The 16,515-nt window shown below is 71.7% G+C and carries 20 protein-coding genes; 5 read left to right on the top strand and 15 right to left on the bottom strand.

Annotated features, from left to right (window positions below; translation table 11 throughout):
• Positions 1 to 2: 2 nt before the first annotated feature.
• From BW996_RS02285 to BW996_RS02320, 8 genes are all read right to left on the bottom strand, one after another.
• Positions 3 to 794 carry an SDR family NAD(P)-dependent oxidoreductase gene (locus BW996_RS02285; protein WP_076458533.1) on the bottom strand — a complete coding sequence of 264 codons (792 nt, stop codon included), beginning with the start codon at positions 792 to 794 and terminating at the stop codon, positions 3 to 5.
• Entirely contained in the window at positions 791 to 1,348 is a 558-nt protein-coding gene (locus BW996_RS02290) for a DUF3833 domain-containing protein (protein ID WP_037477263.1), read from the bottom strand. Before BW996_RS02290 ends, BW996_RS02285 begins: the two co-directional genes overlap by 4 nt.
• A complete protein-coding gene (locus tag BW996_RS02295; RefSeq protein ID WP_037477265.1) occupies positions 1,345 to 2,622 on the bottom strand; it encodes an MFS transporter in 1,278 nt (425 codons plus the stop codon). The genes BW996_RS02290 and BW996_RS02295 overlap by 4 nt, the downstream gene beginning before the upstream one ends.
• Positions 2,619 to 3,179: a chalcone isomerase family protein gene (locus BW996_RS02300; RefSeq protein ID WP_037477267.1), complete on the bottom strand. Its 561-nt coding sequence runs from the start codon at positions 3,177 to 3,179 to the stop codon at positions 2,619 to 2,621. The genes BW996_RS02295 and BW996_RS02300 overlap by 4 nt, the downstream gene beginning before the upstream one ends.
• The gene (locus BW996_RS02305) at positions 3,176 to 4,444 is read right to left on the bottom strand and encodes an SAM-dependent methyltransferase (RefSeq protein WP_051631417.1); all 1,269 of its coding nucleotides are present in this window, start codon (positions 4,442 to 4,444) and stop codon (positions 3,176 to 3,178) included. The genes BW996_RS02300 and BW996_RS02305 overlap by 4 nt, the downstream gene beginning before the upstream one ends.
• Positions 4,445 to 4,466: 22 nt before the next feature.
• Entirely contained in the window at positions 4,467 to 5,219 is a 753-nt protein-coding gene (locus tag BW996_RS02310) for a DUF1365 domain-containing protein (RefSeq protein WP_037477269.1), read from the bottom strand.
• Positions 5,216 to 6,562: an NAD(P)/FAD-dependent oxidoreductase gene (locus tag BW996_RS02315; RefSeq protein ID WP_051631418.1), complete on the bottom strand. Its 1,347-nt coding sequence runs from the start codon at positions 6,560 to 6,562 to the stop codon at positions 5,216 to 5,218. Before BW996_RS02315 ends, BW996_RS02310 begins: the two co-directional genes overlap by 4 nt.
• A gap of 341 nt (positions 6,563 to 6,903) precedes the next feature.
• A complete protein-coding gene (locus BW996_RS02320; protein ID WP_037477271.1) occupies positions 6,904 to 7,491 on the bottom strand; it encodes a glutathione peroxidase in 588 nt (195 codons plus the stop codon).
• Between the two features lie 181 nt (positions 7,492 to 7,672).
• Between BW996_RS02320 and BW996_RS02325 the strand changes: the two genes are divergently transcribed.
• From BW996_RS02325 to BW996_RS02340, 4 genes are all read left to right on the top strand, one after another.
• Positions 7,673 to 8,614 carry a MerR family transcriptional regulator gene (locus BW996_RS02325; RefSeq protein WP_245801899.1) on the top strand — a complete coding sequence of 314 codons (942 nt, stop codon included), beginning with the start codon at positions 7,673 to 7,675 and terminating at the stop codon, positions 8,612 to 8,614.
• 82 nt (positions 8,615 to 8,696) lie between these two features.
• Positions 8,697 to 9,263, top strand: a complete 567-nt coding sequence (locus BW996_RS02330; RefSeq protein WP_037477273.1) for a cytochrome b — start codon at positions 8,697 to 8,699, stop codon at positions 9,261 to 9,263.
• A 54-nt stretch (positions 9,264 to 9,317) separates the two neighbouring features.
• Entirely contained in the window at positions 9,318 to 9,899 is a 582-nt protein-coding gene (locus BW996_RS02335) for a YceI family protein (RefSeq protein WP_037477275.1), read from the top strand.
• Between the two features lie 56 nt (positions 9,900 to 9,955).
• Positions 9,956 to 10,531: a YceI family protein gene (locus tag BW996_RS02340; protein ID WP_037477277.1), complete on the top strand. Its 576-nt coding sequence runs from the start codon at positions 9,956 to 9,958 to the stop codon at positions 10,529 to 10,531.
• A 5-nt stretch (positions 10,532 to 10,536) separates the two neighbouring features.
• Here the strand turns inward: BW996_RS02340 and BW996_RS02345 are convergent, their stop codons facing one another.
• Both BW996_RS02345 and BW996_RS21590 read right to left on the bottom strand, forming a co-directional pair.
• Positions 10,537 to 10,776 carry a hypothetical protein gene (locus BW996_RS02345; protein WP_037477279.1) on the bottom strand — a complete coding sequence of 80 codons (240 nt, stop codon included), beginning with the start codon at positions 10,774 to 10,776 and terminating at the stop codon, positions 10,537 to 10,539.
• A 202-nt stretch (positions 10,777 to 10,978) separates the two neighbouring features.
• Positions 10,979 to 11,143 (bottom strand): hypothetical protein, encoded by a 165-nt coding sequence (locus BW996_RS21590; RefSeq protein ID WP_156027794.1) that lies wholly within the window; start codon positions 11,141 to 11,143, stop codon positions 10,979 to 10,981.
• 119 nt (positions 11,144 to 11,262) lie between these two features.
• Between BW996_RS21590 and BW996_RS02350 the strand changes: the two genes are divergently transcribed.
• Positions 11,263 to 12,321, top strand: coding sequence for an alkene reductase (locus BW996_RS02350; protein WP_037477280.1), 1,059 nt, complete (start codon positions 11,263 to 11,265; stop codon positions 12,319 to 12,321).
• On the opposite strand, the gene BW996_RS02355 is transcribed toward BW996_RS02350, so the two are convergent.
• From BW996_RS02355 to BW996_RS02375, 5 genes are all read right to left on the bottom strand, one after another.
• The gene (locus tag BW996_RS02355; protein ID WP_037477282.1) at positions 12,303 to 12,953 is read right to left on the bottom strand and encodes a PqiC family protein; all 651 of its coding nucleotides are present in this window, start codon (positions 12,951 to 12,953) and stop codon (positions 12,303 to 12,305) included. The genes BW996_RS02350 and BW996_RS02355 overlap by 19 nt on opposite strands.
• On the bottom strand, positions 12,950 to 14,011 hold the full coding sequence (locus BW996_RS02360; protein ID WP_051631420.1) for an MlaD family protein: 1,062 nt from the start codon (positions 14,009 to 14,011) through the stop codon (positions 12,950 to 12,952). The genes BW996_RS02355 and BW996_RS02360 overlap by 4 nt, the downstream gene beginning before the upstream one ends.
• Complete coding sequence (locus BW996_RS02365) at positions 14,008 to 14,808, bottom strand: ABC transporter ATP-binding protein (protein ID WP_037477286.1); 801 nt, start codon at positions 14,806 to 14,808, stop codon at positions 14,008 to 14,010. The genes BW996_RS02360 and BW996_RS02365 overlap by 4 nt, the downstream gene beginning before the upstream one ends.
• Positions 14,802 to 15,875 carry an MlaE family ABC transporter permease gene (locus tag BW996_RS02370; protein WP_051631421.1) on the bottom strand — a complete coding sequence of 358 codons (1,074 nt, stop codon included), beginning with the start codon at positions 15,873 to 15,875 and terminating at the stop codon, positions 14,802 to 14,804. Before BW996_RS02370 ends, BW996_RS02365 begins: the two co-directional genes overlap by 7 nt.
• 198 nt (positions 15,876 to 16,073) lie before the next feature.
• The gene (locus BW996_RS02375; protein WP_037477287.1) at positions 16,074 to 16,385 is read right to left on the bottom strand and encodes a BON domain-containing protein; all 312 of its coding nucleotides are present in this window, start codon (positions 16,383 to 16,385) and stop codon (positions 16,074 to 16,076) included.
• Between the last annotated feature and the right edge of the window lie 130 nt (positions 16,386 to 16,515).

Consider the following 16,515-nt stretch of genomic DNA (forward strand, 5'->3'; position numbering starts at 1 on the left):
CGTCACAGCCCGGTCGTGCGCCGCAGCATCGCAAAGGCTGCGCGATCGCTGACCAGGCCGATCAGGCCGAGCAGCTTCATCACCCGGCTGAAGCGCTTGGGGAAATGGATCTCGAACTCGCCGCGCGCCCAGCCGCGCAGGATCTGGCGCGCCGCCTCCTCCGGCGAGATGAGCGCCGGCATCGGGTGGGTGTTGCCCGCGGTCAGTGGCGTGGCGACGAAACCCGGGCAGATCACCGACACGCCCAGCCCGCGCGGATGCAGGTCCTGCCACAGGCTCTGCGCCAGGCTGGTCAGCGCGGCCTTCGTGGGCCCGTAGGCCAGCGCCATCGGCAGGCCACGGTAGCCAGCCACGCTCGACACCAGGCTGACATGGCCCGTGCGCTGCACCAGCAGCACTGGCAGCACCGCGTCGAGCAGCCGCCAGGCGCCGCCGACGTTGATGTCCTGATGGCGCAGCGCATCCTCCAGATCGATGCGGTCGGCGCGCATCGGCGCGTAGTGGCCGGCGCAGTACATCGCCAGATCGAGCCGGCCCAGGTGCGCCAGAACCCGCGGCATGGCATCCGCCAGCGCCCCCGGCGCGCAGGCATCGAGCGGCAGCGCCAGCGCATCGGCGTGGCGCGCGGCGAAGTCCTGCAGCGGCCCGGCCTTGCGCGCCGACACCACCACCCGCGCACCCGCCGCCGCCAGCGCCTCGGCGGTCGCCAGGCCGATGCCCGAGGACGCCCCGACGATCCAGACGCCCTGCCCGTGCCAGTCGCGCAGACACGGATTGAGGCCGGCGCTGCTCATGGCTTGTGGAAGGCCAGCGTGACCTCGCCCAGGCGGATGCCGAACTTGCTCATCGTCGCCTTGTTCAGCATCACCTTGCGCTCGGCGTCCATCAGGTACATCCAGTCGTCGAACTGCACGTTCCAGACGCGACCGTCGACCGGCAGCGCCAGCGTGTAGCGCCAGCGCAGCGCGTTGCCGGCGGCCTGGCCCTGCGCCTCGCCGACCACGTCGTCGGCGCGGCCGGTGTAGCGGCCGCCGCCGTGGTCGGTCAGGCGCCAGACGCGGCGCTCGGTCTTGCCGTCGCTGTAGACGAAGTCTTCCTCCAGCACGCCTTCCGGGCCGTTCCAGCGCCCGACCAGCTTCACGGTGAAGCGGCGCACGACCTGGCCGGAGCGGTCAGTGAAGACGCCATGCGCGGTCATCGGGCCGTCGAAATACTCGCGCAGCAGCAGGCGCGGCTGCTCGGCGGCGTACTGCTCGACCGCGGGCGAGGCGCAGCCAGCCAGCATCAGCAGCGCGCCGAGCAGACCGGCACCGGCCACGCGGCGCAGCGGGGGGGACAGGGATGTCATCGCGGATCTCCTTGCAGGGATGTCGGAGGCAGCGCGCCGGCCAGCCGCCACAGCAGCGCCAGCGCCATCAGCTTGAAGACGCAGGGCAGCAATGCGTAGGTCAGACCGAGCATTTCCAGGCCCTGCGGATCGCGCGAGCCCGGCTGGTAGCCGGCCCACTGCAGCAGCGGCAGCGCCAGACCGGCGGCCAGCGCCAGATTGAGCTTCGAGGCGGCCGTCCACCAGCCGAAGAAGCGCCCCTCCGCCCGGCCGCCCAGGCCGCTGCGCCGCACCACCGCCGCCAGCAGCGCGCCCGGCAGCGCCAGATCCGCGCCGAGCGCCAGGCCGCTGGCCACGCAGACCAGCAGGAAGCCGCGCCCGTCGCCCTCGCCCAGCAGCACCGCGCCGCAGAAGGTCAGCACCGCCAGCACCATGCCGGCGCCCCAGGCACGCACCAGGCCAAGACGATCGACCGCGCGCACCCACAGCGGCAGCGACAGCGCGCCGGCCAGGAAATAGCTCGCCAGGAAGGCGCCCTCCCACTGCGGCAGCTGCAGCCGGTCGCGGATGAAGAACAGCACCAGCGTCGCCGGCACCGCGCTGGCGATGCCGTTGAGCATGAACACCGCCAGCAGCCGCCGAAAGGCCGGCAGCTGCCACGGCCCGGGCGAGGCCGCCTCGGTGTCCGGCAGATCGGGCGCGGGCACCGGCCGATCCGCGCGGGCCAGCGCCAGCACGCCCAGCGCCAGCGTCACGATGAAGACCGTCAGGCTCGCCGACAGCCCGGCCAGCGAGGGCAGCACGCTGGCCAGCACCACGCCGACCAGCGCCGCGCCCTCGCGCCAGGCCACCCGGCGCGCCTGGATCGCATCGTCGCCGCCCAGGCGTGCGCCCCAGGCCTGGTGCAGCACGCTGGCCACGCTCCAGGCCAGGCAGGTCGCCAGCAGCAGCGCCGCGCACCAGGCCAGCAGCGCCGGCAGCTCGCCGCCCAGCGCCGGCAGCGGAAAGAACAGCCCGGTCAGCCCGAGCATCAGCACCGCCGCCGCCAGCGCCAGCCAGCGCAGCGTGCGCGAGAACGGGCCCGACAGCAGCCGATCCACCCGCTGGCCGATCCACGGATCGAGCAGCGCGTCGAGCGAGCGCACCGCCAGCAGCACGCCGCCCAGCGCCGCCAGCGGCACGCCGAACTGCTCAGCGTAATGGTTGGGCAGCACCACGTAGAGCGGCAGCGCGACGAAGGCCAGCGGCAGCCCGAGCGCGCCATAGCGCAGGCCGGCGCCGATCGCGGCGCTCATCCGCCCGTGCCCAGCAGCGCGGCGCGCAGCTGCGGCTCGGGCCCGCGCGGCGACAGCCAGATGCCGAAGAAGAGCCGTGCGAACTCGATCTCGGCCACCTCGCCGGTGGGGCGGCCCTGATGCAGGAAGCGCGCCCCCCGGCCCGCCCGGTTCACGCCCACCAGGCGCTCGCCGGACTGCACGTCGGGAAACGCGGCGCGCATCGCCGCGCGCCAGGCCTCGGCGCGCGCCTCGTCGAAGCGGTCGAGGCGGCGCATCTCCTCGATCGAGCGGTCGGCGATGCCCTCGCCCGACAGGCGCCGGGCGTAGATCAGCTCGAGCGCGAAGTCGCGGCCGGCGTAGTCCTCGGCGCTCAGCGGCGCGGCCGCACCCGGTCGCCACAGCCGGGCGTCATAGATCGACAGCCCGAGCCAGCGAAAGCGCATCGTGCCCTGCAGGCGTGGCTCGGGCAGCGCGGCGCGCACCTCCGCCGGCGGCTCGGCAGCCCGAGCGACCGGCGCCAGCAGCCCCAGCGCCACCGCCGGCGCGACCCGCAGCCAGCTTCGGCGCGTCGTCATGGCCGCCTCAGCGTGTACTGCACGACATTCGTGTTGCCGGTGTCGAAGGCCGCCTCGCAGTAGGCGAGATAGAAGTCCCAGGTGCGCATGAACGGCAGATCGAAGCCCAGCGGGCGGATCTGCTCGGCCTGCGCATGGAAATCCGTGCGCCAGCGCCGCAGCGTCTCGGCGTAGTCCGGCCCGAAGGCCAGCGTGCGCTCCACCTCCAGCCCGGCGCGTCCGGCGGCCAGGCGGAACTCGCGGTCGCTGGGCAGCAGGCCACCGGGAAAGATGTACTGCTGGATGAAATCGGTCGAGCGCACATAGCGATCGAACAGGTCATCACGAATGGTGATGGTCTGGATGCAGGCGCGCCCGCCCGGCTTCAGGCAGCGCGCCACCGTCTCGAAGTAGGACGGCCAGTAGGCACGGCCGACCGCCTCGAACATCTCGATCGACACCAGCGCGTCGAAGGGCGCGTCGGCGATGTCGCGGTAGTCCTGCAGCCGCAGCTCGGCCTGGCCGCCCAGGCTCTGGCGCGCCAGACGCTCCTGGGCCCAGGCGAGCTGCTCGGTCGACAGCGTCACGCCGGTCAGGTGCGCGCCGCGCCGCGCCGCCGCCTCGGCCACCGCGCCCCAGCCGCAGCCGATCTCCAGCACCCGGCCGCCCGGCTGCACACCGGCCTCGACCAGCGCGCGGGCCACCTTGGCGTCCTGCGCCTCGGTCAGCGCGCGGCCGTGATCGCCGTCGAACCAGGCGCTCGAGTAGTTCATCGTCGGGTCGAGCCACAGCCGGTAGAACGCGTTGCCGAGGTCGTAGTGCGCGTGGATGTTGCGCCGGCTGCCCTCGCGGCTGTTGCGGTTGCGCCAGTGCTGCAGCCGGTGCAGCAGCGAGCCCCACCAGCCGCCGAAGATCAGCCGCTCGATCGCCTCGCGGTTGAGCAGCAGCAGGCGCAGCAGCGCCGGCAGGTCGTCGGTGTCCCAGTCGCCGGCGATGAAGGCCTCGGCGAAGCCGATGTCGCCGGACTTCAGCGCCGCGGCGAACACCTTCTGGTCGTGCACCACCAGCGTGGCGCGCGGCTCCAGGCCCGAGCCCAGGCGCAGGTGCGAGCCGTCCGGCCAGCGCAGGTCGAGCGTGCCGTGCTCGATGCGCTTGAGCAGGCCCAGCACGGTGCGGGTGGCGGCGCTGGCGCCCCGGGGCAGCAGCATCTCGGTCGGGGTCGACGCGGACACGGACGGGCGCAGTGACAGGCCGGGCAGCGCGGCGGAACGGACGGGCTGGTTCATCGTGGATCTCGCTCGGTCAGGCTCATCGGCTCACCAGCGCCGCAGGCGGCACCGGCTTGTGGAAGAAGGGAACGCGGCGCCACCACAGCTGCAGCGCCTGCCAGTGAATGCGCGCCATCACGCCCAGCGTCAGCAGCGGGTGGGCGGTCCAGGCACGGTGCAGGGCTTCGGCCGTCAGCGGCTCCAGGTGGCCGCTGACGCTGGTGCTGATCAGCTCGCGGCCGTCGGCGTCGTCATGGTCGATGCGCACCACGGTGCGCTCGGGGGTGCGCAGGAAGCGGAAGCGGTAGCGGCCCTCGACACGACAGAAGGGCGAGACGTGGAAGACCTTGTCGGCGCGCAGCTCGCGGCCCCAGGCCGGGCGGTCGAGCAGGTAGCAGTGGCGCTCGCCGAAGGTGTTGTTGACCTCGGCGACGATGGCGCGCAGCGCGCCGTCAGCGCGGTGCGCGTACCAAAAGCTCACCGGCTTGAAGGCGTAGCCCAGCACGCGCGGGTAGGTGTGCAGCCAGATCTCGCCGTCGGCGTCCGTGATGCCCTCGGCCGCCAGCAGACGCTCGAACCAGGCCAGCGCATCGTCGCCGCCGTCGCCATGATCGCAGTCATGAAAGCTGACCCGCGCAGCGCGGTTGCGCGCCAACACCGGATCGGGCTGCTGGCGCAGCGTGCGCATCGGCAGCAGCAGGAACCAGGTGTCGTAGCGAAAGGCGCGGGCCACCGGCCGGCGCCGCGCATGGCGCACCGGGCCTCGGCCGATCAGCGCACGCGGCGGGTTCATGCCGCCTCCGCTGCCGAAACGGGCCGGACCAGCTTCAGATGCGGACCGGCATCGGCCACACGCTCGCGCAGCGCCGCGACCACCGCCAGGCCCGACTTCAGCCCGTCCTCATGGAAGCCGTAGCCGGTCCAGGCCCCGCAGAACCAGGTGTGGCGCCGACCCTGGATCGCGGGCAGCCGGCGCTGCGCCTCGATCGCCGCCAGGTCGAAGACCGGGTGGCTGTAGTCGTACTCGCCCAGGATGTGCTCGCGCCGGATCTGGCGCACCGGATTGAGCGAGACGATCACCGGCTGCGTCCACGGCATCGGCTGCAGGCGGTTGAGCAGATAGTGCAGGCACACGCCCGAGCGCTCGCGGCCCGCGTCGCCGGCGTGCTCGTAGTTCCAGGCGGCCCAGGCCTTGCGGCGCTGCGGCAACTGGTTCTCGTCGGTGTGCAGCACCGCGCGGTTCGGGTGGTAGCGGATCGCGCCCAGCACCGCTCGCTCGTCCGCGCTGGCATCCATGCCCAGCAGGCGCAACGCCTGGTCGGAATGGCAGGCCAGCACCACCTCGTCGTAGCGCGCCTCGCCGTCGGCGGCGCTGACGATCACGCCGCCCTCGGGCAGGCGGCGCAGCGAACGCACCGGCGTCGAGAGCCGCACATCGGGCAGCCGCGCGGCGATCTTCTCGACATAGTGGCGCGCACCGCCGCGCACCGTGTGCCACTGCGGCCGGTCGCTGACCTGCAGCAGCCCGTGGTTGTGGCAGAAGCGGATCATCGTCGCGATCGGGAACTGCAGCATCTGCTCGGTCGGGCAGGACCAGATGCAGCCGATCATCGGCAGGAAGTACCAGCGCCGGAAGGTGTCGGAGAAACGCTCGGCATCGAGGAACTCGCCGATCGACTGCGCCAGCTGCGCCTCGCTGCCCGTGCGCGCCAGCTCGGTGGTGCGGCGGTTGAAGCGCAGCAGCTCGCGCAGCATGCCCAGGAAGCGCGGGCTGAACAGGTTGGCGCGCTGCGCGAACACCGTGTCGAGGTTGCAGCCGCTCCACTCCAGCCGCCCCTGCTCGGCCTGGACCGAGAAGGACATGTCCGAGGGCGCCGTGTCGACGCGCAGCTCGGCGAAGAGCTTGAGCAGCTCCGGGTAGGTGCGGTGGTTGAAGACCAGGAAGCCGGTGTCGACGCCCTGCGTGTGCGCCCGCCCGTCCGGGCCGGGCAGCGTCACGTCGACGGTGTGGGTGTGGCCGCCGAGGTAGTAGCCCGCCTCGTAGAGCGTGACCCTGCAGTCCGAGCCCGGCGCCGACAGATGCCAGGCGCTCGACAGGCCGGCGATGCCTGAGCCGATGATCGCGATGCGTCGCATGGCTCAGGCCCTCCCGGCGGTGCGAGGGGTGGACAGAAGAGACGCCGTGCAGCGCCCGAAGGGGAAGAAGGGAGGGAGGGAGGAGGAGAGGATCCGCCTCCGGGGGGCTGCCGGAACGCGGGGTCCGGACAGGCTGCACGGCGTGAAAATCGTTGCCCGATCGGCAGGAGCGGCGAATTCGGTGTCCATGAGGACCGGATACGCAGGCCGAAGCCGATCGGATGCACTGGCTGTGAGCCGACCTGCGTGCGGAAGTTCCCGGACGGCAGCCGCCGCGAGGGTCGAGATGTGAGCAGACATGTCCGGGCTCCGGTGGGGAGAAGATGCGGGGAGGACGCCGCTCAGCGGCGGGCCAGCTCGGCGCGGATGTCGCGCAGCAGCGCGCCGTCCTCCGGCGTGGTGAAGCTGGTGTAGGCCTTGACGGTGCGTCCGTCGCGCCCGATCAGGTACTTGTGGAAGTTCCACTTCGGCGTGCTGCCCGACAGCCTGGCCAGATCGGCATAGAAGGGATGGGCCTTCGCGCCGGTGACCGGCGTCTTCATGAACATCGGGAAGCGCACCGCGAACTGGTCCTCGCAGAAGGCGGCGATCTCCGCGTTCGAGCCCGGCTCCTGGCCGGCGAAGTCGTTCGACGGAAAGCCCAGCACCACCAGGCCATCGCCCTGGTGCTTGCGGTAGAGCGCCTCCAGCCCTCGGTACTGCGAGGTGAAGCCGCACTGGCTCGCGGTGTTGACCACCAGCACCACGCGACCGGCGTACTGGCACAGCGACTGCGGCTTCTCGTCCTGCAGCCGCGGCACCGTGCGGTCGAGCAAGGCGGGACAGGCCGCAGCGCCGGAGGGCGTGGCCGCGGCAGGCGTGGCGGCCTGCGCCGGAGCCATGCCGATGAACAGTGCGCACAGCGCCGCAAGAAGAGTTGCCTTGAACATGATTTGTCTTGGGCAAACAGTGGATGTGGTTCTAATATTAGGCATGACAGACAAAAACCACAATGTTTGTCCAGGACAATTTATCGACGAAAACGCGACATCGCAGACCGGGCTCACGGCCGGCGATGTGCGGCACACTCGGAGCCCCCTGATGAATGACCGGGCACCCACCGCACTGACCATGTTCACGATCGCCGCCGTCGAACGCGACACCCGCCTCGGCAAGGACACGCTGCGCGTCTGGGAGCGCCGCTACGGCTTCCCCCGTCCGCTGCGCGACGACAATGGCGAGCGCCTCTACCCGCACGAGCAGGTCGAGCAGCTGCGCCACATCCGCCGCCTGCTCGATGCGGGCTGGCGCCCGGGACGCATCGTCGGCCTGCCGCTGGAGGAGCTGCAGCGGGTGGGCCAGCTCTCGGGCGGCGAGACCGCCGCAGCGGCCGAGCCGGCCCTGAAGGCTGAGCCGAAGGCGCTGTACGAGCTGCTGCGCGCGCATGACGTGGCCGGCCTGCGCCGCGCGCTGATGCAGACGCTTCTGCGCCGCGGCCTGGCGCACTTCATCGGCGAGGTCGCGCAGCCGCTGCTGGTCGAGATCGGCGAGGCCTGGTCGCGCGGCCAGCTCGAGGTCTTCGAGGAACACCTGTGCAGCGAGGCGATCGAGACGGTGCTGCGCACCGCGATCGCCACCGCGCCGGAAATGCGCGCCGACGGCACGCCGCGGGTGCTGCTGACCACCTTCCCCGGAGAACTGCACGGCCTGGGCCTGCTGATGGCCGAGGCGCTGTTCACCCTCGAGGGCGCGAGCTGCATGAACCTGGGCTGCCAGACGCCGATGCCCGACATCGTCGCCGCCGCGCGCGCGCATCGCGCCGACATCGTCGCGCTCGGCTTCTCGATGGTCAGCCCGGCCGGTGCCTCGCTCGACCATCTGGCCGAGCTGCGCGCCCGGCTGCCGCAGCCGGTCGAGCTGTGGGCCGGCACGCCGCAGGCGGCGATGCAGCGGCGCGGCGTCGAAGGCGTCCTGATGCTGCCGACGCTGGGCGAGATCCATCAGGGCATCGGTCGCTGGCACGCGCGGGCCGGAACGACCCGGCAGAGCGACGATCGTCATTCAAACGATTGATACGCATGCATCAAGACCCGTGAATCTGCCTGAACGGAGGGCCCTCTAAGCTGTGCACCAGCTGACAAGAGATCCCTCCGCCATGAGCACACCCTCTTCCTCCTCGCGCTACGGCGCCACCGCGATCGCGCTGCACTGGCTGCTGGCGCTGGGCATCGTCGGAGCCTTCGGCGTCGGGGTCTACATGACCGGCCTGCCCTTCTCGCCGACGCGGCTCAAGCTCTACAACTGGCACAAGTGGGCCGGCGTGACGATCCTGGCGCTGTCGGCCGCCCGGCTGCTGTGGCGCCTGGCGAACCGCCCGCCGGCGCTGCCGGCCTCGATCGACAAGGCCATGCCGGGCTGGCAGCGCAGCGCCTTCCACGGCACGCACCACCTGATGTATGTGCTGTTCTTCGCCGTGCCGCTGACCGGCTGGGCCTACAGCTCGGCAGCAGGCTTCCCGATCGTCTGGTTCGGCGTGCTGCCGCTGCCGGACTTCATGCCGGTCGACAAGGCGCTGGCCGAATCGATCAAGCCGCTGCACGAACTGAGCGCCTTCGGCCTGGCCGGCCTGGTGGTGCTGCATGTGGCCGCCGCGCTCAAGCACCAGCTCATCGACCGCGACCGCCTGCTCGGCCGCATGGGCCTGGGTCCGGCGCCGCGCTGAGACGCGCTGATCGCCCAGCAGCCACCCGCTCATCCTGATTTCCGGAGTTCTTCCATGACCGTCATCCTGCGCACCGCGGCCTTGGCCGCCGCCTCCTTCGCCGCCCTGGTCGTCGCGCCGACGCCCGCCCTGGCCCAGCAGAAGCTCGACGCTGCCAAGAGCGAGATGCTCTTCGTCAGCAAGCAGATGGGCGTGCCGGTCGAAGGGCGCTTCCGCAAGTTCGACGCGCAGATCGCCTTCGACCCGAAGAAGCCGGAAGCCGGCAAGGTCGCCTTCACCATCGACATGGGCAGCGCCACCTTCGGCTCGCCGGAGGTGGATGTCGAGCTGCCCAAGGCCACCTGGTTCAACGTGCCGAAGTTCCCGCAGGCCACCTTCCAGTCCAGCGCGATCAAGGCCGTCGGCGCCGGCAAGTTCGAGGTGGCCGGCAAGCTGTCCATCAAGGGCAGCAGCCGCGACGTGGTCGTGCCGGTCGCGCTGACCCAGGCCGGCGGCAGCACCACCGCCACCGGCGCCTTCGCGATCAAGCGCCTCGAATTCAAGATCGGCGAAGGCGACTGGGCCGACACCTCGATGGTCGCCAACGACGTGCAGGTGAAGTTCAAGCTGAACCTGAGCGGCGTGCCGGCGCTCTGAACCGCATTCCCTCTTTTCTCTCACCCAACCCTGACCCCCTTGACGGAGACCCTGCCATGAAGAAGACCCTGCTCGCCCTGACCGCCGCCTCGGCCCTGTTCGCCACCGCTGCCCAGGCCCAGTCGGCCACCTACGCGATCGAGCCGACGCACACCTTCGTGACCTTCGAGATCGACCACTTCGGCACCTCGACCAACCGCGGCCGCTTCGACAAGAAGGAAGGCACCGTCCAGTTCGATCGCGCCGGCAAGACCGGCAAGGTCGACATCACCATCGACGTCGACTCGGTCAACACCGGCACCGGCCCGTTCAACAGCCACCTGAAGAGCGCCGAGATCCTGAACGTCGCGGCCTACCCGACCGCCCGCTTTGTCGGCGACAAGTTCGTGTTCGAGGGCGACAAGGTCAAGGAAGTGACCGGCCAGTTCACGCTGATGGGCAAGACCCACCCGGTCACGCTGAAGGCGACCAAGTTCAACTGCTACCAGAACCCGATGCTCAAGCGCGAGGTCTGCGGCGGCGACTTCGAGACCACCATCAAGCGCAGCCAGTGGGGCGCCAGCTACGGCCTGAACTACGGCTTCGCCGACGACATGCGCCTGGTGATCCAGGTCGAGGCGGTCAAGCAGTAAGCGGATCAGCCCGCGGTCCGGCGCAGCAGCACCCGCAGCGCCACGCCGGCCCGGTGCCAGGGTGCGCGAGGCTGGCGGTGGGTCAGGCCCACCGTCGACAGCAGCCCGGCCAGCACGGCCACCAGCCCGCCGGCCAGCACGGCCAGCAAGATGGCGGGCAGCGCCAGGCAGAGCAGCGCCAGCTGGGCACACGGGATCAGCGCACGCTCGGACAGGCTGCGCAGAGAGGAGCGATGAAAGTTCATGGTGCGGGGCCTCCTGCCGTCTGCAGACATGACAAGTCGCTTCCACGCACTTGCCACGCTTCACGAAACCGACACGAATTATTCATTTCAGTGAATTACATCACGAACTGAAGACTTGTGTCGGCCAGGGTCCGGACCCGGCTTTTCTTGGCGGAGGACCCGGCCTCCTTGGCCAGGCCTGCGCCCCAGATGCAGCAGCGCGTCAGCGCTTGCGGTCCATGCGCAGCGCGAAGGCCAGACCGCGCGAGTGGCTGTCGATGCGGCCGTAGTCGAAGGTTTCCTGCTTGCGGCCCTTGTCGGTCTGGCGCTCCTGCACCGGCAGACGGCGCGGAGCTTGATGTTCGATGGTGCGAAGGAAGTGCTTCATGGCGGTGGGACGGTGCTTGTGATCGCTGTCGGAGCCCCCACAACGGCTGAAGGCAGGCACACGATGACGCGCGCCCCGCGCGTCTTCAGCTTTCCTAAACAAATCAGCAACACGACGCCATGACCCGACAACTTCTCGCTCCGCTGCAGCTCGGTGATCTGCATCTGCCCAACCGCGTCGTGATGGCGCCGCTGACGCGGGCCCGCGCGGTCGGCCCCGACCGGGTGCCCAACGCGCTGATGGCGCGCCACTATGCGCAGCGCGCCGGCTTCGGCCTGATCCTGAGCGAGGCCACCGCGGTCACGCCGCAGGGCGTGGGCTATGCCGACACGCCGGGGCTGTGGAGCGAGGCGCAGGTCGAGGGCTGGCGCGGCGTGACCGAGGCGGTGCATGCCGCCGGCGGGCGCATCGTCGCGCAGCTCTGGCATGTCGGGCGCATCTCCGACCCGGTCTTTCTCGACGGCGAACCGCCGGTCGCGCCCAGCGCGATCACGCCGGCCGGCGAGGTCAGCCTGGTGCGTCCGAAGCGCCCCTACGTGACGCCGCGGGCGCTGGCGCTGGAGGAACTGCCCGGCATCGTCGCCGCCTACCGCCAGGGCGCCGAGAACGCCCGGCGCGCCGGCTTCGACGGCGTGGAGATCCACGCGGCCAACGGCTACCTGATCGACCAGTTCCTGCAGGACCGCAGCAACCGCCGCACCGACGCTTACGGCGGCCCGATCGAGAACCGCATGCGGCTGCTGCTGGAGATCGTCGACGCGGCGATCGAGGTCTGGGGCGCAGGGCGGGTCGGCGTGCACCTGGCGCCGCGCGGCGACGCGCACGACATGGGCGACTCCGACCCGCAGGCGCTGTTCACGCAGGTGGCGCGCGAGCTGGGCCGGCGCGACGTGGCCTTCCTGTGCCTGCGCGAGCACCTGGGCGCCGGCCGGCTGCTGCCGCTCATCCGCGAGGCCTTCGGCGGCGCGGTCATCGCCAATGAAGGCCTCGATCCGGACAGCGCCGAGGCCCTGCTCGGGCGCGGCGAGGCCGAGGCGGTCGCCTTCGGCCGGCTGGCGATCGCCAACCCCGATCTGGTCGAGCGCATCCGCCAGGGCGCAGCCCTCAACCGACCCGATCCGTCCACCTTCTACGGCGGCGGCGAGGCCGGCTACACCGACTATCCGGCGCTGGGCTGAGCGGCGCGGAGGCACGAGGCCGCGACCGCCTGGGCCAGCCGCTGCAGCACGCAGCGATGGGCGGCGACCAGCGCCTCGGCCGAGCTGTCGCCGACCAGCGGCTCGGCCAGCTCGAGCTGGCCGGCGCGGGCCGCCTGCCGTCCGGCCGGATCGGACACCCCCCAGATCGCGGCCAGCCGCATCCGACCGGCGACCCGATCGGCTTCGAGCCGCTCGATGTCGATGCGCAGGCGCAGCGCAGCGCGCAGCCCGGCCGGCAGCGCGGCGCCCCAGACCTGGGCCGGCTGCCCCGCCTCGGCCGCCGCCCGCGCCAGGTCTCGGCGCAGCAGGCGCGGCACCGCCTCGGCCAGCGGCTCGGCCCAGCGCACCTCCGGCAGCGCCTGCAGCGCCCCCGCGCCCTGCCCGGCCAGCACCAGCTCGCGGTCGAGATAGGCCGGCAGCTGGACGCGCTGCAGGTGCCAGACCGGTGCGGCCGACAGATCGATCGCGGCACCGAGCTCGGGCTCCGGATCGGCTTCCAGGCGCAACAGGCGCGGCACCCGGGTGGGCGCTGCGGCGCAGCCGGCCAGCGTCAGCCCAAGGGGCAGGCTCAGGCCCAGGCCGGACAGCATCCGGCGGCGCGAGATCGTCATGGCAGCTCCTGGGGGCGGCCGGTCAGCAGCGAGCGGGGCTGCTGCTCCAGCGTGTCGGACAGCGCGCGCAGCGAGCGCGCGGCACGGGACAAGTCATCGAGCGTCTGCTCGAGCTTCTGCTGCAGCACGCTGTCGGGGCCAGCGGCCTCGGCCGTCTCGCGCAGCGCCGCGGCGGTGCGGGCCAGCTCGTCGGCGCTGCGGCCCAGGCTGCGCATCAGCGGCGCATCGGGCTGCAGCAGCGCCTCGGCGCCCGAAGCGGCCGCGCCGACCCGCGCTGCCGCCGCCGACATGTCGCCCATCGAGCGCCGGGTGTCGCCCAGCGCCCGATCGGCGGCATCGAGCAGCGGGCCGCTGCGCCGGTCCAGCCGCTCGGCCAGCCGGTTCAGGCTGGCGGCGGTCTGCTCGACCTGGTCCAGCGTCGACGCGATGCGGGGCGAGCCCACCGTCTGACGCACCGAATGCGCGATCGAGGCCAGATCGTCGACCATGCGGCGCAGGTCCATGCCGTCGACCTGGTTCTTGATGTCCTGGATCGCGGTGGTCACCGTCGGGATCTCGATCATGCCGCCGCGCGCGCCCAGCCGCGAGGCCTGCCGGTCGGCCCGGAAATCCAGGTCGACGTAGAGCTGGCCGGTGAGCAGGCTCTGCATCTGCAGCTGCGCGCGCAGGCCGCGCTCGACCAGCGTCTGCAGCCGCAGCCCGTCGCGGCGCTCGCCGCCGGCGCCGACCTGGTCGATCAGCGCCGGGTCGAGCTCGGCCACCACCGGGATGGAAAATCGGTCCTGGCCGGCGTCGTAGCTCAGGCCGATCGAGGTCACGCTGCCCAGGCGCACGCCGCGAAAGACCACCGGCGCGCCGACCTGCAGCCCGAAGATCGAGCCGCTGAAGTGCATCACCACGCTGTCCTTGCGCGCAAAGAGCCGGCCGTCGGCGCTGGCCAGCACCGCCGCGACGATCAGCACGATCGCGCCCAGCACGAAGGCGCCGATCAGCACCGGGCGTGAGGCGCGGGAAGGCCGAGGAGATCGGGGGGCTCGGGAAGACGGGCCGTCGTTCATCGGGAATCGCTCCGGTCGCGGCGCAGGAAGGCGCGGACCTCGTCGGGGCCGTGCTCGCGCAGATGGTGGGGGTTGTCGAGCGCGGTCATCGTGCGCTGGCGCGCGTCGAGGAAAAGCGCGCGGTCGGCGACCGCGAACAGGCTGTCGAGCTCGTGCGTGACCAGCACCACCGTCGTGCCGAGCCGGTCGCGCAGCTGCAGGATCAGCGCGTCGAGCCGGGCCGAGGCCAGCGGGTCCAGCCCGGCCGAGGGCTCGTCGAGAAAGAGCAGCGGCGCGTCGGCGCACAGCGCGCGCGCGATGGCGGCGCGCTTGCGCATGCCGCCGCTGAGCTCGGCGGGCAGGCGCTCGAAGCTGCCGTCCAGCCCGACCAGCGCGAGCCGGAAGCGCGCCTGCAGCGCCAGCGCCTCGTCGTCGATGCGCTGGCGCTGGCGCAGTCGGCCATCGTCGTCGCGCAGGCTCTCGCGCAGCGCGAACATCAGGTTCTCGCCGACGCTCATCGAGCTCCACAGCGCACCGGCCTGGAACATCACGCCCAGCCGGCGGCGCAGGCGCCGGCGCACCCGCTCGTCGGCGTCGTTCAGGTCCTCGCCCTCGAGCCGGATGCACCCGGCCGCCGGCATCTGCAGCCCGATCATGTGGCGCAGCAGCGTGCTCTTGCCGCAGCCGCTGCCGCCCATGATCGCCAGGATCTCGCCACGGCGCACCGCGAAGTCCAGGCCCTGCTGGATGATGCGCTCGCCGTGCGCCATCGTCAGGCCCTCGACCCGCATGATGTCGGCCTCCGTCGCCATCACCATCCGAGCCGCTGGAAGACGATGGTCGTCACCGAGGCGGCCACGACGACCCAGACGATGGCCTGCACCACCGAGGCGGTCACCGCCCGGCCGACGCCCTCGGCGCTGCGCTGCGCGTTCAGCCCCTGGCGGCAGCCCGCCAGCCCGACCAGGCCGGCGTAGAGCGTGCCCTTGAACAGGCCGATGCCGAGATGGGCGGGCGTCAGCGCCTCGCGGGCGCGCTGCAGGTACTGGAAGGAATCGACGCCGTGCACGCCCACGGCGACCACCCAGCCGCCGACCATGCCCAGCAGCGCCGCATAGACCGTCAGCAGCGGCGCCACCAGCAGCAGCGCCAGCAGCCGCGGCAGCACCAGATGCTCGACCGGATCGAGGCCGAGCGTGCGCAGCGCGTCGATCTCCTCGCTGGCGTTCATGCTGGCGAGCTCGGCGGCGAAGGCGGCGCCGACCCGGCCGGCCAGCAGGATGGCCATCATCAGCGCGGCGATCTCGCGCACGCTGCCGATGGTCACCAGATCGGCGATGAAGACCTGCGCGCCGAAGCGGCGCAGCTGCTCGGCGCCCATGTAGGCCAGGATCATGCCGACCAGCAGGCTGACCAGCGAGACGATCGGCAGGCTGCGCGGGCCGGTCTGCTCGACCTGCCAGACCAGATCGCGCCCGCGCAGGCCGCTGCCGCCGCCGGGCACGCGCGCCAGCGCCAGCAGCGTCTGGCCGACAAAGCCCAGGCTGACCGCGAACTGGCCGTGACCGTCGAGCACGCGCCGGCCCAGGCGCTCCAGCCCGCGCCACCAAACGGCCCGCTGCGGCGAGGCAGCGGCTGCGGGATCTGCTGCGGCCAGCGCTCCCGCCTGGGCGATGACCGCGCGCAGGCCCTCGGGCAACGAGTCGTCGAGCACCACCGCCGGCGATGCTCCGTCCCGCTGCAGGCCCCACAGGCGCGCGGCCAGGCGCGCGTCCCAGCCCTGCAGCGCCTCGGCGCGCAGCCTCAGGCCCGCGGCCGCCGGGCGCTGCGGCCAGTCCGGCAGCGCAGCGGCGCGCCAGTCGCCCGACAGCGTCCAGACGGTCATGCCGCCGGGTTCGCCGGCGGCATGGACATGGGGCGCAGGCCCCGGTGAAGGAGACGGAGCGTCATCCACTCGCGCAGGATCCGGTGGTCTTCATGATGCCCTGATCGTACCCGGCGGCGCCGCGGCGCAGCAGCGCCCCGGCCTTGCACGGCATCAGCCCAGCCGGATGCAGCTCGGGCGGCGATCCGTCGCACAGCATCACATCCGGACCACGATCTCGTTGCGGACTTCCTTCACCCCGTTGACCGCACGGGCCAGCGATTCGGCCGAGCTCCTCTCGGTCGCGTTCTTGGCGAAGCCCGAGAGCATCACCGTGCCGTTGAGCGTCTCGACGCTGATGGCCGTGGCGTCGACGCTCTTGGCCTCCACGAAGCGGGCCTTCACCGCGGTGGTGATCGCGGTGTCGTCGACATACTGGCCGACGGTGGACTGGCCGCGGCTGACGGCGCAGCCCGGCAGGACGACGAGGGCGGACACGGCGGCAAGAGCGGCGACGGTGGTACGGAACATGGTGCATCTCCTTGGAAGTGGTGGCGATCAGGATCGATCCACCGATCATCGGGTTCGATTCCCGATGAATTCATTGTGGGAGCCCGTCTGCGACATCTCGATCGGAGAAGCGCCACGCCCGCTGTAGGAC

This window comes from Sphaerotilus natans (genome assembly GCF_900156335.1).
Classification (GTDB): Bacteria; Pseudomonadota; Gammaproteobacteria; order Burkholderiales; family Burkholderiaceae_C; genus Sphaerotilus; species Sphaerotilus natans.

Bases quoted from the DNA above. Each gene is read 5' to 3' on its own strand.
- BW996_RS02365 (WP_037477286.1), bottom strand. From the start codon at position 14,808: ATGGTGATGGCGACGGAGGCCGACATCATGCGGGTCGAGGGCCTGACG.
- BW996_RS02355 (WP_037477282.1), bottom strand. From the start codon at position 12,953: ATGACGATCTCGCGCCGCCGGATGCTGTCCGGCCTGGGCCTGAGCCTG.
- BW996_RS02305 (WP_051631417.1), bottom strand. From the start codon at position 4,444: ATGAACCAGCCCGTCCGTTCCGCCGCGCTGCCCGGCCTGTCACTGCGC.
- BW996_RS02320 (WP_037477271.1), bottom strand. From the start codon at position 7,491: ATGTTCAAGGCAACTCTTCTTGCGGCGCTGTGCGCACTGTTCATCGGC.
- BW996_RS02345 (WP_037477279.1), bottom strand. From the start codon at position 10,776: ATGAACTTTCATCGCTCCTCTCTGCGCAGCCTGTCCGAGCGTGCGCTG.
- BW996_RS02370 (WP_051631421.1), bottom strand. From the start codon at position 15,875: ATGACCGTCTGGACGCTGTCGGGCGACTGGCGCGCCGCTGCGCTGCCG.
- BW996_RS02330 (WP_037477273.1), top strand. From the start codon at position 8,697: ATGAGCACACCCTCTTCCTCCTCGCGCTACGGCGCCACCGCGATCGCG.
- BW996_RS02300 (WP_037477267.1), bottom strand. From the start codon at position 3,179: ATGACGACGCGCCGAAGCTGGCTGCGGGTCGCGCCGGCGGTGGCGCTG.
- BW996_RS02340 (WP_037477277.1), top strand. From the start codon at position 9,956: ATGAAGAAGACCCTGCTCGCCCTGACCGCCGCCTCGGCCCTGTTCGCC.
- BW996_RS02325 (WP_245801899.1), top strand. From the start codon at position 7,673: ATGTTCACGATCGCCGCCGTCGAACGCGACACCCGCCTCGGCAAGGAC.
- BW996_RS02360 (WP_051631420.1), bottom strand. From the start codon at position 14,011: ATGAACGACGGCCCGTCTTCCCGAGCCCCCCGATCTCCTCGGCCTTCC.
- BW996_RS02290 (WP_037477263.1), bottom strand. From the start codon at position 1,348: ATGACATCCCTGTCCCCCCCGCTGCGCCGCGTGGCCGGTGCCGGTCTG.
- BW996_RS02315 (WP_051631418.1), bottom strand. From the start codon at position 6,562: ATGCGACGCATCGCGATCATCGGCTCAGGCATCGCCGGCCTGTCGAGC.
- BW996_RS02335 (WP_037477275.1), top strand. From the start codon at position 9,318: ATGACCGTCATCCTGCGCACCGCGGCCTTGGCCGCCGCCTCCTTCGCC.
- BW996_RS02350 (WP_037477280.1), top strand. From the start codon at position 11,263: ATGACCCGACAACTTCTCGCTCCGCTGCAGCTCGGTGATCTGCATCTG.
- BW996_RS02310 (WP_037477269.1), bottom strand. From the start codon at position 5,219: ATGAACCCGCCGCGTGCGCTGATCGGCCGAGGCCCGGTGCGCCATGCG.
- BW996_RS21590 (WP_156027794.1), bottom strand. From the start codon at position 11,143: ATGAAGCACTTCCTTCGCACCATCGAACATCAAGCTCCGCGCCGTCTG.
- BW996_RS02375 (WP_037477287.1), bottom strand. From the start codon at position 16,385: ATGTTCCGTACCACCGTCGCCGCTCTTGCCGCCGTGTCCGCCCTCGTC.
- BW996_RS02295 (WP_037477265.1), bottom strand. From the start codon at position 2,622: ATGAGCGCCGCGATCGGCGCCGGCCTGCGCTATGGCGCGCTCGGGCTG.
- BW996_RS02285 (WP_076458533.1), bottom strand. From the start codon at position 794: ATGAGCAGCGCCGGCCTCAATCCGTGTCTGCGCGACTGGCACGGGCAG.